12 protein-coding genes are annotated in these 15,380 nt (G+C 72.5%); 7 read left to right on the top strand and 5 right to left on the bottom strand.

What is annotated here, in order from left to right; all coding sequences use genetic code 11:
* Nucleotides 1–142: 142 nt before the first annotated feature.
* The 3 genes from OERS_RS08220 to OERS_RS08210 are packed head-to-tail and all read right to left on the bottom strand — an operon-like array spanning nucleotide 143 to nucleotide 3,494.
* The gene (locus tag OERS_RS08220; protein WP_083201316.1) at nucleotides 143–1,402 is read right to left on the bottom strand and encodes a DUF4350 domain-containing protein; all 1,260 of its coding nucleotides are present in this window, start codon (nucleotides 1,400–1,402) and stop codon (nucleotides 143–145) included.
* Nucleotides 1,399–2,172, bottom strand: a complete 774-nt coding sequence (locus OERS_RS08215; protein WP_068625403.1) for a DUF4129 domain-containing protein — start codon at nucleotides 2,170–2,172, stop codon at nucleotides 1,399–1,401. Before OERS_RS08215 ends, OERS_RS08220 begins: the two co-directional genes overlap by 4 nt.
* Complete coding sequence (locus tag OERS_RS08210) at nucleotides 2,169–3,494, bottom strand: hypothetical protein (protein WP_068625402.1); 1,326 nt, start codon at nucleotides 3,492–3,494, stop codon at nucleotides 2,169–2,171. The genes OERS_RS08215 and OERS_RS08210 overlap by 4 nt, the downstream gene beginning before the upstream one ends.
* Nucleotides 3,495–3,702: 208 nt before the next feature.
* On the opposite strand from OERS_RS08210, the gene mtrA reads away from it, so the two are divergent.
* The 7 genes from mtrA (at nucleotide 3,703) to secA (ending at nucleotide 14,432) form a co-directional block, all read left to right on the top strand.
* The gene (mtrA, locus tag OERS_RS08205; RefSeq protein ID WP_056646082.1) at nucleotides 3,703–4,386 is read left to right on the top strand and encodes an MtrAB system response regulator MtrA; all 684 of its coding nucleotides are present in this window, start codon (nucleotides 3,703–3,705) and stop codon (nucleotides 4,384–4,386) included.
* 56 nt (nucleotides 4,387–4,442) lie between these two features.
* Nucleotides 4,443–6,179: an MtrAB system histidine kinase MtrB gene (gene mtrB / locus OERS_RS08200; protein WP_068625401.1), complete on the top strand. Its 1,737-nt coding sequence runs from the start codon at nucleotides 4,443–4,445 to the stop codon at nucleotides 6,177–6,179.
* Nucleotides 6,176–7,900, top strand: a complete 1,725-nt coding sequence (locus OERS_RS08195) for an LpqB family beta-propeller domain-containing protein (protein WP_068625400.1) — start codon at nucleotides 6,176–6,178, stop codon at nucleotides 7,898–7,900. Before mtrB ends, OERS_RS08195 begins: the two co-directional genes overlap by 4 nt.
* Before the next feature lie 342 nt (nucleotides 7,901–8,242).
* Nucleotides 8,243–8,941, top strand: a complete 699-nt coding sequence (locus tag OERS_RS08190) for a ComF family protein (protein WP_248948463.1) — start codon at nucleotides 8,243–8,245, stop codon at nucleotides 8,939–8,941.
* A gap of 220 nt (nucleotides 8,942–9,161) precedes the next feature.
* The gene (gene hpf, locus OERS_RS08185; RefSeq protein ID WP_056646087.1) at nucleotides 9,162–9,809 is read left to right on the top strand and encodes a ribosome hibernation-promoting factor, HPF/YfiA family; all 648 of its coding nucleotides are present in this window, start codon (nucleotides 9,162–9,164) and stop codon (nucleotides 9,807–9,809) included.
* A gap of 137 nt (nucleotides 9,810–9,946) precedes the next feature.
* Nucleotides 9,947–11,224: a winged helix-turn-helix domain-containing protein gene (locus OERS_RS08180; RefSeq protein WP_068625398.1), complete on the top strand. Its 1,278-nt coding sequence runs from the start codon at nucleotides 9,947–9,949 to the stop codon at nucleotides 11,222–11,224.
* Between the two features lie 208 nt (nucleotides 11,225–11,432).
* On the top strand, nucleotides 11,433–14,432 hold the full coding sequence (secA, locus tag OERS_RS08175; protein ID WP_068625397.1) for a preprotein translocase subunit SecA: 3,000 nt from the start codon (nucleotides 11,433–11,435) through the stop codon (nucleotides 14,430–14,432).
* 30 nt (nucleotides 14,433–14,462) lie between these two features.
* Here the strand turns inward: secA and OERS_RS08170 are convergent, their stop codons facing one another.
* Both OERS_RS08170 and OERS_RS21500 read right to left on the bottom strand, forming a co-directional pair.
* Nucleotides 14,463–14,990 carry an Rv3235 family protein gene (locus OERS_RS08170; protein ID WP_231907849.1) on the bottom strand — a complete coding sequence of 176 codons (528 nt, stop codon included), beginning with the start codon at nucleotides 14,988–14,990 and terminating at the stop codon, nucleotides 14,463–14,465.
* Nucleotides 14,991–15,111: 121 nt separating this feature from the next.
* On the bottom strand, nucleotides 15,112–15,288 hold the full coding sequence (locus OERS_RS21500) for a LysM peptidoglycan-binding domain-containing protein (protein ID WP_169834201.1): 177 nt from the start codon (nucleotides 15,286–15,288) through the stop codon (nucleotides 15,112–15,114).
* Between the last annotated feature and the right edge of the window lie 92 nt (nucleotides 15,289–15,380).

Raw genomic sequence — 15,380 nt, 5'->3', positions numbered from 1 at the left:
CGTCTCGTGGGCTCGGGGATGTGGATAAGAGACAGGGGGGGAACCGGAGCCCCGTAGGCGGGCGGCGTGGCGGGCTGGGCCTGCGGCGGCGCGTAGCGCTCGGCGGGCTGCTGATAGGGGTTCGTCCCCTCGGGGTGGTGCGTCACGGGTGGAAGACCTCGCTCTCCAACTGGTCAAGGTGACGCGCGAGCTCGAGCAGCGCTGCGTCGTCGGCGGGTGGTGGGCCGTACAGGAGGTGCGCGACCTGCTCGGCCGGTCGGTGCGTGGCGCGGACGATCGCGTCGATCAGCGCCGGGGCGGCGGCCGAGCGGGGGAGCCCCAGGCGTGAGGCCATGCGGTCGGCGCTGTGGGCCCGCAGGCCCGCGGCGGCGTGACCGCGCGAGCGGGAGCGGCGGTAGAGCCGCCCGCGTCCGCGCGTGGTCTCCGAGGCGCGGACCACGACGGGCAGGTCCTCGGTCACGAGCCGTCCCAGGCGGCGCCCGCGCCAGAGCGCCGCGAAGAACGCGACCACGAGGAGCTGCACGAGCACGACCGTGACCCACGGGGGGAGTGCACCGGTGCCCGCACCGACGTCCTCGGAGATCGTGTCGTCCGTGAGGCTCGGCACGAACCACGTGAGGGTCTCGTGGCGCCCGAGCGACCGCAGCACGAGCGCGGCGTTCCCGTCCCGGGTGATGCCCGAGTTGGTGAGCAGGGCGGCGTCGTCGAGGGCGACGACGCGGCGCTCACCCTCGTGGACGAGGTAGGCGCCGGTGTCCGGGGGGCTGTCGTCGCCCGGGAAGCAGACGGTCGAGCCGGGACCGGTCGCGGTGAGACCGAAGCCCGTGCTGCGGATGCTGCCCGCGGCGACGGCGTCGGGGTCGGTGCAGTCGGGGGCCCGGGCGACGTCGGGGGACGACCAGTCGTCGGCCAGGGTCGCGGTCCCGCCGGTCGCGCCCTCGAGCAGGTCGTACCCGGGCTCGACGAGCACCAGGTCGGCCTCTGTCTCGAGGAGGGCGTCGATCTGCTCGGGCAGGAGGTCGAGGTCCGAGGTCACGAGGAGAGTGGTCCCGGCGAGTGCCCGGGAGACCGCGTCCGCGGTGGTGGTCACGTACTCGACGTCGACGCCCTGGTCGCCGAGCACCTGGGCGAGCGCGCGGGCGCCGGAGGGGCCCGGGTTGTCGGGGGCCAGCGGGGTGCTCGACACCGCCGGCCGGGACAGGGCCGCGAGGCCCGCGACGATCGCGACGAGGAGCAGCACCGCGAGCGGCCACCGCACGGCACGCCACCGTCGCCGCGCGCGCGAGCCGGCCGTGGTGCCGTCGCCCATGACCGGGGTGGGGACGTACGCCGTGGTGACCGCGGTCGAGGACGTGTCCGGGGTAGAGACCGGTGGTGGCGGAGCTGCGAGCCCTGTCGTCATCGGTCTGCTCCCGTGGTCGAGGACGTCCCGGCCCCGACGGGCAGGTCGCCGGCTCCGTCGGCGGGATCCGGCGTCGGGCCGGTGGCGGCGGGCGTCGGGCGGGTCGCGAGCGCTGCGGCGTCGAGCTCGCGCAGCGTCTGGTCGGCGGCGGCGCCGACGGACACCTTCCCGTACCGGACGTCGTCGAACAGGCGGGCGCCGCCCGCGAGCCGGTCCGCGAGGGACGGAAGACGCAGGGCCGCCGCGTCGGCCGCCTCGTGGGCCGTGCGCCCGGGGCGCGGGTCGAGGATCACCCGTTCCTCGAGCGAGCGGACGACGGCCCGGTAGCGCCCGACGACGGCCGTGGCCCAGTCACCGGCCGCCGCCGCGGCGTCGGCCGCCGCGCGCAGGTCGGTGGCCGAGCGCGTGTCGTCCTCGAACACCGTGGCCGACGTACGAGCCCGGCGCGAGAGCCGGACGGGGCCCGCGATCACGTAGGCGATCACCGCGACGACGAGGACCACGCCGACCACGACGAGCGACGCGACCACCGGGTTCACGTCGAGGACCTCGACGCCGTCGAACAGACCGACCAGCCAGTCGATGAAGCGCATGAGCAGGGACGGCTGGTCCTGGTAGACGGGGTCGAGCAGCTCCTCCTGGAGCCAGCGGCGGGCCGTGTCGGCGTCGGGAGTCACGGGGACGTCCCCACGCAGCGCCACCGGCAGCTCCAGGCGCGCCGACCAGGCCGCCTGCCCGGCGGCGAGCGACGCGGAGAGCGCCCCGGTCACGCCGTGCCGTGCTCGGCGTGCTCGTTCGCCGCGGCCGTGAGCTCGACGTCGAGTCCCTCACGGCGCATGCGCACGTCGATGTAGAGGAGCGAGACGACGCCGGCGAGGAACACCGACGTGACGACCGAGCTGATGATCTGTGCCACCGCGGTCAGGGCCAGGACCCCGAAGGTGTCCGTCACGAGGAAGGTCGTGATGGCCGAGAACGGGTAGACGACGATGCTGGCGATGACGCTCACCGCGATGTAGGCCAGCAGCGAGATCCCGAGGGTGCGCCAGTAGGCGCCACGGGTCAGCGTCCAACCACGCACGACGGCCGAACGGAACCCCTGGCCCTCGAGCACCAGGGCGGGAGGGATCAGGAGCGTCCGGACGATGAACCACGCGAGGAACGCGACAAGTCCGGCGAGCCCGACGAGCAGGAGGACGATCCCGAGCCCCACGCCGACCGTGAAGCCCAGGATCGTCAGCAGCACGTACAGGAACGTCGCCACGTAGACCACGAGGTTGCTGAGGAACGAGAAGCCGATGAGGGGCCACACCTTGGAGCGCACCTGGGCCCAGACCTCACCCACCGTCGCCTTGCGCCCGATGACCGACTGCCCGACGGACGTGATCAGGATGCCGTTGACGATCGGCAGCGCGAGCGCGAGGACGACGCCGGTCACGAGCGACGCCCCCAGGAGCGGGAGCATGTCCGTGAGGACCTGCACGTCGCTGCCGAGCTCCGTCTCGAGCTGGGCGAGCTGCGGCGCGAAGATCCCGGACACGAGGGCTCCGAGCGCCATCCCGAGGATCGTCGCGATCGCGATCACGGTCGCGCTCATCCCGAGCATGACCTTGGGGTTGGAGCGGATCGCGCCGAACGCGCCGTCGAAGATCTCGCCCAGGGTCAGGGGGCGCAGCGGGATGATGCCGGGCTTGTTCGCGGGCGGGGCATAGGGCATCCCGGCAAAGGCGGGCGGCCCGTAGCCGGGCTGCACCGGGGCCCCGTACTGGGGGGCGCCGTACTGGCCCTGCTGGCCCTGCTGTCCGTACTGGCCCTGCTGTCCGTACTGCGGCTGGCCCCAGGCGTTGGGCGCGGGCTGGCCGGGCTGTGCGCCCGGCTGGGCGGGCTGGCCGTACTGGCCCTGCTGGCCGTACGGCGTACCGGGCTGCGTCGGCTGGCCGTACTGACCGGGCTGGCCGTACTGCGGTGCGCCGGGCGGGACGGGTGCGCCGCCACCGGGCGGGACCGTGCCCTCGGGGGGCTGCGGCGCGCGCTGGCCGTAGCGCGGGGTGTCGTCCGGTGCTGGCGTGCCGGCGTCGTCGGGCGTCGTCATCTGCTCTGCTGTCCCCGCTCGGTTCTGTGGGGCCCGGAGGCCTCGTCCTGGTGCGGCCGTGCACGGCACTGCGGCAGTGCCCTGCGTGGTCGCGGCCCACCCTAGTACGGGGGCCTGTCAGGTGCTGCGAGCGAACCGCCCGGGTGAACAGTGGGCGCCGTCCGGTGGTTCGGTCGGGCGCTGCCGGGGTCGATGGCAAAATGGGGTCATGAAGGTACGCGTGCTTGTGGTCGACGACGACACCGCCCTCTCCGAGATGATCGGCATCGTGCTGCGCTCCGAGGGGTTCGACCCGGTCTTCTGCGCGGACGGGGACCTCGCCCTGGCGACGTTCCGCAGCACGCAGCCGGACCTCGTCCTCCTGGACCTGATGCTCCCGGGCAAGGACGGCACCGAGGTGTGCCGCCTGATCCGTGCGGAGTCCGGGGTGCCCATCATCATGCTCACGGCCAAGAGCGACACGGTCGACGTGGTGCTCGGCCTCGAGTCGGGCGCGGACGACTACATCTCCAAACCGTTCAAGCCCAAGGAGCTCGTGGCCCGCATCCGTGCGCGGCTGCGCCGCTCGGACGAGCCGGCCCCCGAGCACCTGGCGATCGGTGACGTGGAGATCGACGTGACGGGGCACCGGGTCACGCGCGACGCGCGCCCCATCGCGCTCACGCCGCTCGAGTTCGACCTGCTGGTCGCCCTCGCGCGCAAGCCCTGGCAGGTCTTCACGCGCGAGGTCCTCCTGGAGAAGGTCTGGGGCTATCGCCACGCCGCGGACACACGCCTGGTGAACGTCCACGTGCAGCGGCTGCGGTCCAAGGTCGAGCACGACCCGGAGAACCCGGAGATCGTCCTCACGGTCCGCGGCGTCGGCTACAAGGCGGGCGCGGCACGCGGGTGAGCAGCTCGTCGCTGCGAGGTCGGGTGGGGCTGAGGTTCCGCCGTACCCGACGTCGTGTGCGCGCCACGGTCGGTCGGCTCACCTGGCGCGCCCGGTCGTCGATGCAGCTGCGCGTGGTCGGGACCGCACTCGTCGTGGGTGCGGTCACGGTCGCGGCCCTCGGGGCCTACCTGTCGAGCACCATGCGTGACGGCCTGTTCGAGCAGCGGCTCGAGCAGATCAACGTCGAGAGCGCGAACTCGTTCCAGCAGGCGCAGAGCCTGTTCACGGCGTCGCTGTCCAAGACCAAGGACTCCGAGCTCCAGACGCTCCTGCTCGACGTCCACAACACCCTGCGCACGAGCGGCAGCCCCGACCGCAAGATCTTCCTCATGCGGCCCGAGGGGGCCACCTCACGCCTCAACGACGTCAGCACCGACAACCAGCTGACGAGCCTGGTCTCGGACGAGCTGCGCGACGCGGTCCTCGAGAGCGACGGTCGCGAGCTCCAGTCGGTCGCGATCCCGCGGGACCCCTCCGACCCGAGCTCGCCCGTGGACCCCGGGGTGCTCGTGGGCTCCAAGGTCCAGGTCCCCACGGTCGGGACCTACGAGCTCTACTTCCTCTACTCGCTCGCGCCCGAGCAGGAGACGCTGTCCTTCCTCCAGGGGACGCTCGCCCTCGGGGCGGCCTTCATGGTGGGGATCCTGGTGCTCATCACCTGGGTCGTGACCCGCCAGGCGGTCCAGCCGGTCCGCAACGCCGCGAGCGTCGCCGAACGGCTCGCCGACGGGCACCTGAACGAGCGTCTGCCGGTGAAGGGCCACGACGAGCTCGCGACGCTCGCACGCTCGTTCAACGAGATGGCCGAGAGCCTGCAGCTCCAGATCGGTCGGATGGAGGAGCTGTCGCTGCTCCAGCGGCGCTTCGTGTCGGACGTGTCGCACGAGCTGCGGACACCGCTCACGACGATCCGCATGGCGGGCGAGGTCCTGCACGCCTCGCGCGACGAGTTCGACCCCGCGTCCAAGCGGTCGGCCGAGCTCCTCCAGACCCAGCTCGACAGGTTCGAGGACCTCCTGGCGGACCTCCTGGAGATCAGCCGGTTCGACGCGGGGGCCGCACAGCTGGACGCCGAGCGGCGCGACGTGCGAGACGTCGTCAACGCGGCGGTCGACCTCGCCGCTCCCCTCGCCGAGCGCAAGGGCGTGTGGATGTCGGTGCACTTCCCGGACGAGCCCGCGACCGCGGACGTCGACCCGCGCCGGGTCGAGCGGATCGTGCGCAACCTCGTGGTCAACGCGATCGAGCACGCCGAGGAGCGCCCCGTCGAGATCACGGTCGCACAGGACCGCCACGCGGTCGCGATCGTCGTCCGTGACCACGGCGTGGGGATGACCGAGGACGAGGCGATGCACGTGTTCGACCGCTTCTGGCGGGCCGACCCTGCGCGGGCTCGCACGACCGGCGGGACCGGGCTGGGCCTGGCGATCTCGCTCGAGGACGCCCACCTGCACGGCGGGTGGCTCGAGGTGTGGGGCCGCCCGGGTCGGGGCGCTGCGTTCCGGCTGACGCTCCCGCTCCGGGCCGGGATCCATCTCGCGTCCTCCCCGCTGCCGCTCGTCCCGGAGGAGCCGACCCGCATACGTGGGCTCGGCCCGGCGACGGGTCCGGTCGGTCAGGTCGAGGACCCGGCCGAGGGGACCACGAGCCCGTCGGCGCTGCCCGTCCTTCCGGACGAGCCTCTGGTCGCCGGGCGCCAGGGGGCGCTCAGGGCGGCGTCCGAGCACACCGCAGACGAGGAGCGACCGTGACGAGCACCGTGGGAAGACGACGTCGCTGGGTCGCGCGGGCCGCGAGCCTCGTCGTGGCGGCTGTCGCGCTCTCGGGCTGCGCGGCGATCCCCACGTCCGGTCCCGTGATCCAGGGTGACTCCGTGGTGCAGGGTTTCAACGCTCCCGGCCTGCGGGCGCGGGGTCCCGCGTCGGGAGACGACCCGAAGGGCATCGTGTCGGGCTTCCTGACCGCGCAGGCAGCCGGGCCGGCCGGCGACTTCGACGTCGCGCAGGAGTTCCTCACGTCGGACGACTGGGACTGGAAGACGCAGGTGCTGGTCTTCGACGGGGACCTCGACCTGACGTACGACGAGGAGGCGATGCAGACCGGCGCGGTCACGGTCACGGGCAGCGCGTCGGTCGTCGGGGCGCTCGACAAGCGCGGCGTGTACACCGAGGACGTGCCGGTCACCACGGTCGTCTCGTTCGGGCTCGTGCGTCAGGGGGACGGACAGTGGAGGATCGAGACGGCCGAGGACGGGCTGCTGCTGTCGCAGACCAACTTCCTGGCAGCCTTCAGGTCGACCCGCCTCTACTTCCCCTCGGCGGACCGTGAGGTCCTGGTCCCCGACGAGCGCTGGTTCCCCAACCGGACCTGGCAGACCAACGCGGTGGACGAGACGTTGATCGGCCCCGTCGAGTGGCTCCGAGGGTCGACCGACGTCGTCGTCCCCGAGGGGACGCGCCTGAGCATCGACGCGGTCACGAACGAGGGGGGCGTCGTCGACGTGCGCCTGACGGACGCGATCTCGCTCGCGTCCCCAGAGGACCGTGCGCTGCTCAAGGCGCAGCTCGAGGCGACGCTCTTCGACGCGGTGCCGCTGACGGTCAACCTCTACCGGGGCGAGGACCTGCTCAGCACGCCTGCGGGTGGGCCGGTGCTGGCCAAGGCCGACGCCGTGGGCAACGAGATCGTCGCGGCCGAGGGCCAGGTCTTGACGCTCGAGACGGGGGCCGACGACCTGGTGCCGCTGGCGCCCGCCGTCTCGCTCGAGGGCATCGACGCGACCGCGCTCGCTCAGGGTGCCAACGCCCGGACGGTCGTCGTCCGGGACGGATCGGACAGCCTGCTGCGCCTGCCGACCAAGAACCTACCGGGCGCGCCCCTCCTGACCGGCACCGATCTGCTCGCTCCGAGCGTCGACCGGCTGGGTGGCGTCTGGTCCGGTCCGCAGGCGCAGGCGGGAGCGCTGCAGGTCGTGCGGTCGGACCTGGCAGACCCCGGCACGCCGGTCGAGGTCGCCGTCCCGTGGCTCGCCGGTCGCTCGGTCCAGTCCATCCGGGTGGCACACGACGGGGCGCGGATCGCAGTGGTCAGCTCGGACGCCCTGGGAGCCACGCGCGTCGATGTCGCAGGGATCGTGCGCGACGAGAAGGACGTGCCGACCGCGCTGTCCGAACCTTTCCGTGTCGGGGCCCCGATCAGGTCGGCTTCGCAGGTCGTGTGGGCCGACGAGACGTTGCTGGCGGTCCTGGGGACGGACGAGGCGGAGACGTCTCCGGCAGTCCACCTCGTCGCGGTCGGGGGAGACACGATCCGGCTGTCCCCGGTCGCGGGAGCGACGGCGATCAGCGCGGGCGACGGGGAACGGACGGTCCAGGTACTGACGGAGGACGGCACGCTGTTCGGGCGCAGCAGGTCCGGCGCGGTGTGGGAGAAGCGGATCGAGGGCGTCGCCCTGCCGGCGTTCCCGGGCTGACCCGGCGGTGCGGGGGTCCTGCCCGTGCACAGGCACCGGGACGAATCAGGTGTCCACAGGACGGGCTCGCCATCGCCCGGCGTGCGGCGGGACGTGACAGGCTCCGGCCGTGCCGTCCTCCTCCTCCTCCTCCTCTGTGCAGCCCTCCCGGTCCCCGGACGACCCGCCGGCCCTGCCGGGCACCGGACGTGAGCGGCGTGCGTCGGCCACGCCCGTCACGCCCGTCGCGGCTGCCGGGGGCACACGCCCTCTCCTCGCCGCGCTCGCGGGCGCGGCGGCCTCGCTGACCCGGCTCGTGGTCCCGATCGAGTGCCCGGGCTGCGGTGCGAGGGACCTCGCCCTGTGCCCGGCGTGCGCCGGGCCGCTCGACGGCGCCCCGACCCGCCGCGAGCGGGACGCCCTCGGCTCGACAGGCTCGATGGCCGGGCCCCGCTGCCCGTGTGGGCCTGCGCGCCGTACGCGGGCCCGCTGCGCGACGTGGTCGTGGCGTGGAAGGACAAGTGGCGGGTCGACCTCACGAGGGAGCTCGACGCCGCGGCACTCCGCGCAGGGATGACGCTGGCGCCCGCCGTGCGGGCTGCCGTCGGGCGCGGAGAAGCCAGGACCGGTGCCGGGAGCGGCCGGGACCCCGTGCTCGTGGTGCCCGCGCCGTCGACCGCCGCAGCACGGCGCGCACGGGGGCGAGAGCCCGTCCTGTCGCTGGCCCGCGCGCTCGCGCAGGGGCTGTGTGCGGCGGGCGTCGAGGCGACGCCCGCACGGCTGCTGACGCAACGCGGGCACGACCAGGTGGGGCGGGGGTCACGGGGCCGCGGAGAGCGGTTGACGACCGTCCGTGCGCCCCGGCGAGGCACCGTGGCGGCCCCGTCGCTCGCGGGAGCCGCGTGCCTCCTGGTCGACGACGTGCTCACCACGGGCGCCACGCTCGCGGCCTGCGAGCGGGCCCTGGAGGGGCTCGGCGCGCGCGTCCTGGGGGCCTTCGTGGTGGCCGCGACACCCCCTCCGCGGCAGGGTTCCGCGGCCCACGAAGTTCATCTCACGTAGATGCTGCCTTTACCTCGCAGGGGGGTTAACCTGGGGTCCAGTCGTCACGGGGAACGGTTGGTAACGGGACCCGTGCGGCCACAGAGCGACAGGCCCGAGGCTAGGTCTTCGGGCAGGGAGGTGATAGGTACTCCGGATCCCCCTCGGGGGAGCCAGACCCAGGACCACACGGGACGCTCTGGAGTAACGGGAGCGTCCGAGACCCTTTGCGGAGGCTCACATGGAGATCGTTGTCGTCGGCAGGCACACGGAAGTGGCTGACCGCTTCCGCCGACACGTGGAAGAAAAGCTCGCGAAGTTCGAGCAGCTCGCACCGACCGCCCAGCGGATCGACGTCGAGGTCACCCACGAGAACAACCCCCGACTGTCCGAGGTGCGCGAGAGGGTCGAGCTGACCGTCCGCGCCAAGGGACCCGTCGTCCGCGCCGAGGCGGCAGCAGACGACCGGTTCGGGGCACTCGACCTGGCCATGAACAAGCTCCAGGAGAGGCTGCGGCGTGTCAGCGACCGCCGCAAGGACCACCGCAACAACAACCCGCAGCCGCCCGTCGACGTCCGCCCGTTCATCCCGGAGGACAAGCAGCCGGAGCCGGTCGTCGCGCACCCTGGTGTGCCCGGCGAAGCGGTCGAGACCCAGCTCGGCGACTCGCCCGTCGTGATCCGTCAGAAGCTCCACTCCGCCGAGCCCATGACGATCGACGACGCCCTCTACGAGATGGAGATGGTGGGCCACGACTTCTACCTCTTCGTCGACGTCGAGACCGCCCGCCCCTCGGTCGCCTACCGGCGCAGGGGCTGGAGCTACGGGGTCATCGCGCTCGACACGGCCTGCGCGGGTGGCATGAAGGGATCCCCCGACCAGGGGTGAGCACCGTGAGGTCCACGTGACCTGAACCGACCCGACGGGGTGGCGTCGCCGACCAGGCAGCGCCACCCCGTCGCCGTGCGCCCTGCGCCGCGTGGCCGCGCGGTGTGACGCGGCGTGTGTCAGGGGGGACGGGCAGGATGGGTCGGGTGAAGACCGAGACCATGTCGCTCGCCCAGGCTCGCCGCGTCGCGCTCGCCGCGCAGGGTCTGCACGCCCCCCGGCCCGACGACGGCGCCGCGCCCCGGCAGGTCACGCTGCGGCACGTCCAGCGCACCGTGGATCGCCTGGGGCTGCTCCAGATCGACTCGGTCAACGTCCTGGCCCGGGCGCACCTGGTCCCGCTCTACTCACGGCTCGGTCCCTACGACGTGAGCCTGCTCGACCGCGCGGCGGGCCGGGCGCCGCGCCGGCTCGTGGAGTACTGGGGGCACGTGGCCTCCTACGTACCGCCCGAGACCTACCGGCTCCTCGAGTGGCGCCAGCGCGCCTACCGGACCGAGGCGTGGGGGGCCATCAGCGGTGTCGAGCTGTCGCACTCCGCGGTGGTCGAGCACGTCCGGGGGATCGTCGCGGAGCGTGGACCGATCACGGCCGGCGAGGTCCACGAGCTGCTCGAGGCGCAGGGCATGGGCGAGACGCGCACCACGACCGAGTGGGGCTGGAACTGGTCGCTCGCCAAGCGGGCCCTCGAGTTCCTCTTCTTCACGGGCGAGATCACGGCCGCGCGCCGCAACGCGGCGTTCGAGCGCTGCTACGACCTGACCGAACGCGTCCTGCCCCCCGCGGTCGTCGCGGCCCCGCCCGTGAGCGACCGGGACGCGGTCCGCCGGCTGCTGGAGATCGGGGCCAGGGCGCACGGGGTCGGGACGCTGCGCTGCTTCCGCGACTACTTCCGGCTCAAGGGGCCGGCCCCACGTCGCGCGCTCGACGAGCTCGTCGAGGACGGCGTGCTCCGGCCCGTCGAGGTACGAGGCTGGGACGAGACCACGTATCTCCACCGAGACGCCGTGCTCCCGCGCCGGGCCCAGGGGCGCGCGCTGCTCAGCCCGTTCGACCCGCTCGTGTTCGAGCGCACGCGGCTCGAGCAGCTGTTCGGGACCCGCTACCGCATCGAGATCTACGTGCCCGCGGCCAAGCGGGTCCACGGCTACTACGTCCTGCCGTTCCTCCAGGGGGACCGCATCACGGCCAAGGTGGACCTCAAGGCGGACCGCCGCGCGGGCGTCCTGCGGGTCCTCGCGGCACACCGCGAGGAGTACGCGGACACGGAGACCGCCCCGGCGCTCGCCGCCGAGCTCCGCCTCATGGCGGGCTGGCTGGGGATGGCGAGCGTCGCCGTCGGGCCCGTGGGGGACCTCGCCCCCGCGCTCGCCGCCGAGCTCGCCGCTTCCCCCGTGCAGGGCGCCGCGGGGTAGGTGTCCCGCGCGGCCCGCGCGGCCCGCGCGGCCCGCGCGGCGGGTTTCGCCGCAGAGCGAAACCCCCATCGACGGACAGAAGCCCTACCACGCTCGGGACTCGCCTACGATGGTCTGTGGTGTGATCCAGCCGACTGCCGAACGGTGGTCGCCTCGCATTCGCCCCGGACCGTCCGGCCCGGGGGCGCGATCGATACGGGAGTACTGCGTGCCTGCGATCCTCGAGAAGGTCCTGCGCTTCGGCGAGGGCCGGATCCTGAAGAAGTTGTCCGGCCTGGCTGAGCAGGTCAACAAGCTGGAGCCCAGCTTCGAGGACCTCAGCGACGAGGAGCTGCGCGAGGAGACGGACCGCTTCAAGGAGCGGATCGCGAACGGGGCGACGCTCGACGAGCTGCTCCCCGAGGCCTTCGCCGCGGTCCGCGAGGCGGCTCGCCGCACCCTGGGGCAGCGCGCGTACGACGTGCAGCTCATGGGTGGTGCAGCCCTGCACATGGGCAACATCGCGGAGATGAAGACCGGTGAGGGCAAGACCCTCGTCGGGACGTTCCCGGCCTACCTCAACGCGCTGTCCGGCAAGGGCGTCCACGTCGTCACGGTCAACGACTACCTCGCCAAGTACCAGAGCGACCTGATGGGCCGCGTGTTCCGCGCCCTCGGCCTCACGACCGGCTGCATCATCTCGGGGCAGACCCCGGCGGTCCGCCGCGAGCAGTACGCCGCGGACATCACGTACGGGACGAACAACGAGTTCGGCTTCGACTACCTGCGCGACAACATGGCGTGGAGCACCGACGACCTGGTGCAGCGCGGCCACAACTACGCGATCGTCGACGAGGTCGACTCGATCCTCATCGACGAGGCGCGCACGCCGCTCATCATCTCGGGTCCTGCGTCGGGCGACGCGAACCGCTGGTACGGCGAGTTCTCCAAGGTGGTCCGCCGCCTGAACCCGGAGACCGACTACGAGGTCGACGAGAAGAAGCGCACCATCGGTGTGCTCGAGCCCGGCATCGCGAAGGTCGAGGACTACCTCGGCATCGACAACCTGTACGAGTCGCTCAACACGCCGCTCATCGGGTTCCTCAACAACGCGATCAAGGCCAAGGAGCTCTTCAAGCGCGACAAGGACTACGTCGTCCTCAACGGCGAGGTCATGATCGTCGACGAGCACACGGGTCGTATCCTCGCGGGCCGTCGCTACAACGAGGGCATGCACCAGGCGATCGAGGCCAAGGAGGGCGTGCAGATCAAGGCGGAGAACCAGACGCTCGCCACGATCACGCTCCAGAACTACTTCCGCCTGTACGACAAGATCTCGGGAATGACCGGTACGGCCGACACCGAGGCCGCCGAGTTCCAGGGCACGTACAAGCTGGGCGTCGTCCCCATCCCCACGAACCGCAAGATGCAGCGCGTGGACCAGCCGGACCTCGTCTACAAGAACGAGGAGGGCAAGTTCGACGCGGTCGTCGCGGACATCGTCGAGCGCCACGCCGAGGGGCAGCCGGTCCTGGTGGGCACCACGAGCGTCGAGAAGTCCGAGCTGCTGTCGTCCAAGCTCAAGAAGCAGGGCGTCCCGCACGAGGTCCTCAACGCCAAGCAGCACGAGCGCGAGGCCGCGATCGTCGCGCAGGCCGGACGCAAGGGCTCGGTCACGGTCGCGACCAACATGGCCGGCCGTGGGACGGACATCATGCTCGGTGGCAACGCCGAGTTCATGGCCGTCGCGGACCTCGCGGCCCGTGGGCTCGACGCCACGGAGAACCCCGACGAGTACGAGGCCGCCTGGCCCGAGGCCGTCGAGCGTGCCAAGGCCGCGGTGGCCGCGGAGCACGACGAGGTCACCGAGCTCGGCGGGCTGTACGTGCTCGGCACCGAGCGTCACGAGTCGCGTCGAATCGACAACCAGCTGCGTGGTCGTTCCGGGCGTCAGGGCGACCCGGGCGAGTCCCGGTTCTACCTGTCGATGCAGGACGACCTGATGCGCCTGTTCAACTCGAACCTCGCCGAGTCCATGATGAACCGCGCGGGCTTCCCGGACGACGTGCCCCTCGAGTCCAAGATCGTCACGCGCGGCATCGCGAGCGCGCAGGGCCAGGTCGAGGCGCGCAACTTCGAGATCCGCAAGAACGTCCTCAAGTACGACGACGTCCTCTCGCGTCAGCGCACCGTCATCTACGACGAGCGTCGCCGCGTCCTCGAGGGCGAGGACATGCAGGAGCAGATCCAGCACTTCATCACCGACGTCGTCACGGCGTACGTCGACGGCGCCACGTCCGAGGGCAACCCGGAGCACTGGGACCTCGAGGGCCTGTGGACGGCGCTGCGCGCGGTCTACCCGGTCTCGATCGAGGTGGACGAGGTCGTCGAGCAGGCCGGGGGAGCCACGCGTCTGACGCGTGAGCTGATCCTCGAGGAGATCCTGTCCGACGCACGCGTGGCCTACCAGGACCGTGAGGCGTCGCTCGGGAGCTCCAACATGCGTCAGCTCGAGCGCCGCGTGGTGCTCTCGGTGCTGGACCGCAAGTGGCGTGAGCACCTCTACGAGATGGACTACCTCAAGGAGGGCATCGGCCTGCGCGCCATGGCGCAGCGCGACCCGCTCGTCGAGTACCAGCGTGAGGGCTTCCAGCTCTTCCAGGCCATGACCGAGGCCATCAAGGAGGAGTCGGTCGGCTTCCTCTTCAACCTCGAGGTCAAGGTCGCCGAGCCCACCACGCCCGCGGTCAACCCGTTGTCTGCCGCTGCGGCCGCGCAGTCGGCTGCGGGTCAGGCGTTCGGCGGGACGGCCGGGGCCGCGGCCGCAGGTGCCGCCGTGGCGGCGGCCGCCGCGGCGAAGGCCGCCGCTGACGCCCAGGCCGTGCAGGACGACCCGGTCGCCGAGGAGGTCGTGGACGCGCCCGTCGAGGACGCCCCGGCGGCCACCGAGGCTCCTGCGCCGAAGGCCGAGCCCACGCTCATCGCGAAGGGTCTCGACGGCCCGGGCGAGCAGATCCCGCTGCAGTACTCGGCGCCGTCGGACGACGGCTCGGGCCAGGCCGTGGTCTCGGGTGACGGCTCGCGCCGCGCTCGCCGTGCCCTGCACGGCGAGGCGACCGCGGTCGAGGGCGACGGGCGCACGTTCCCCGGCACGCCCCGCAACGCCAAGTGCCCCTGTGGCTCTGGCAAGAAGTACAAGCTCTGCCACGGGTTGAACGAAGAGGAGTAGTCCTCGCCCGAGGAGCACTGCGAGCGGCGGTCAGCCGATCTCGAGGACCACGACGCGCCACACACCGCGCCGGGCCTCGAGTCGGACGGCCGCCGCTCGTACTCTGTCCATGTCCTCCAGGATGATCGTGGCCTCGGCGGCAGAGTCACCGAGGCGCAGCAGCCGGGCCCGACGGATCGCCACGGGGCGGGAGGCGGCGACGCGGTCCGGGGCGTCCTGCGCGAGCTGGGCGCGGCGACCGATCGCGTCGAACACGTCGGGGGCGAGCCAGCGCTGGAGCTGCGCGACAGGCCGCTCACCTCGCAGGACCTCGACCGCAGCGCGCACGACCGAGCAGCAGAGCGAGGTCGGGTCCGGTAGGTCCGTCTCCGTCGCGGTGACCACGGGCCGGCCGCTCTCCGCCAGGTCCTCGGAGTGCGGGAACTGGGGTGGGCCGCCGAACGTCAGGACGCGTACAGATCGGCGGGCGGCCCGAGGCAGGGTCGCGGCGGACTCGTGGCGCGGGGCGGCGCCGGAACGGACGGCCCGGGCGGTGGGGTGCTCCGTGGAGATCGACATGGTGCTCCTTCGGGGTGCGGCAGAGGGACCGGGCTGCCCGCGCGGGCGCCGGTGACGAGATGGTGGACCGACGCGGTGGCCGGTGCTCGGGGGTTTGCCGGGGCGTCGCCCCGGGGCGAGATCAGGGGGAAGGCGGTGCGCTGAGGATCTGGCCTGGCTTGATGAGGTCGGGATCGTCACCGATGACGTCCCGGTTGGCGTCGAACCACCGCCCGCACTCGGTGGCGACCTGGGCAGCAGAGGCCTCGGGGCCCAGGCGCCGCTCTGCGAGCGACCACAGGGTGTCGCCTCGGAGCACCACGATCTCCACGACCGAAGGTGCGGGCGCGGAGGAATCCGGCGCCGCGGCCGGCGAAGGGGTCGCGGCCCGCGCTGGTGAGCCGAGCAGGG

Origin of the sequence: Oerskovia enterophila (genome assembly GCF_001692445.1) — a bacterium.
In the GTDB taxonomy this organism is placed as follows: domain Bacteria; phylum Actinomycetota; class Actinomycetes; order Actinomycetales; family Cellulomonadaceae; genus Oerskovia; species Oerskovia enterophila.
The sequence above is the reverse complement of the archived record's forward strand: the minus strand, read 5'-3'. Positions and strand labels throughout refer to the sequence as shown.